Annotated in this window: 1 protein-coding gene; it reads left to right on the forward strand. The window is 53.9% G+C overall.

Features of this window, described 5'->3' with window-relative positions:
* The first annotated feature begins 67 nt into the window (after nt 1–67).
* A complete protein-coding gene (locus BN1133_RS18785) occupies nt 68–1,060 on the forward strand; it encodes an IS5 family transposase (RefSeq protein WP_050667975.1) in 993 nt (330 codons plus the stop codon).
* Nucleotides 1,061–1,195 lie beyond the last annotated feature (135 nt).

Below are 1,195 nucleotides of genomic sequence, written 5' to 3' on the forward strand. Positions count from 1 at the left end.
GGAAGGTGCGAACAAGTCCCTGATATGAGATCATGAGCCCCACTTGGCATCAGGTATAAGCTTCAGCATGAATCATCAGCTTACCTTCGCGGATAGCGAGTTCAATGGTAAACGCCGCAAAACCCGTAAGGAGTTATTCCTGGCTCGTATGGATGCGTTGCTCCCATGGGCGATGATGCTGGAGGTCATCGAGCCCGTCTATCCCAAGGCAGGTAATGGCCGTCGTCCCTACCCACTCGATACCATGCTCCGCATTCACTGCATGCAACAGTGGTACAACCTCAGCGACGGAGCCATGGAGGACGCACTCTACGAGATAGCCTCGATGCGTCTGTTTGCCAAACTCTCCCTGGACCAGGCCATCCCTGACCGCACCACCATCATGAACTTCCGCCATCTGCTGGAGCAGCACCAACTGGCCCGTCAGCTCTTCGACGCCGTCAACCAGTGGCTTTCTGACGCCGGCATCATGATGAAGCAAGGCACGCTGGTCGATGCCACCATCATCGAAGCCCCCAACTCCACCAAAAACAAGCGTGGAGAGCGTGACGGCGAGATGCATCAGACCAAGAAAGGCAATCAGTGGTATTTCGGCATGAAAGCTCATATCGGCGTCGATGCCAAGAGTGGCCTGACGCACAGTCTGGAGACCACGGCCGCCAACGAGCACGACCTCAATCAAGTGGGAAATCTGCTCCATGGCAAGGAAGAGTTTGTGTTCGCCGACGCTGGATATCAGGGGGCCGAAAATCGTGAAGAGCTGGCCGATGTCGAGGCCGAGTGGGCGATTGCCATGCGCCCTGGAAAACTCAAGGAACTCAAAAAATATCCCCGTAAAAACAAGGCTGTCATTGCCTTTGAGAGGCTCAAATCCAGCATCCGCGCCAAGGTGGAGCACCCGTTTCGGATCATCAAACGTCAGTTTGGCTTTGTGAAGGCGCGGTTCAAGGGGCTGCGCAAGAACGACAACCAACTGGCGATGTTGTTTACGCTGGCGAATCTGTTTCGCGTGGACCAGATGATACGGGCATGGGATAGCTGTACCCAAAAATCGAGATAAGCCTCGAAAATGAGGCTAAATGGCGCTTAATAGCCGAATACTTGCGGAAAAAAGTCAGGTTTTTGGTGTGATGGGCATTTCAAATGCGGACAAAGAGTTCGTGGTAAAGGTGCGATCCACTTGTTCGCACCTTCC

It is taken from the genome of Aeromonas schubertii (assembly GCF_000820105.1).
GTDB classification, from domain to species: Bacteria; Pseudomonadota; Gammaproteobacteria; order Enterobacterales; family Aeromonadaceae; genus Aeromonas; species Aeromonas schubertii.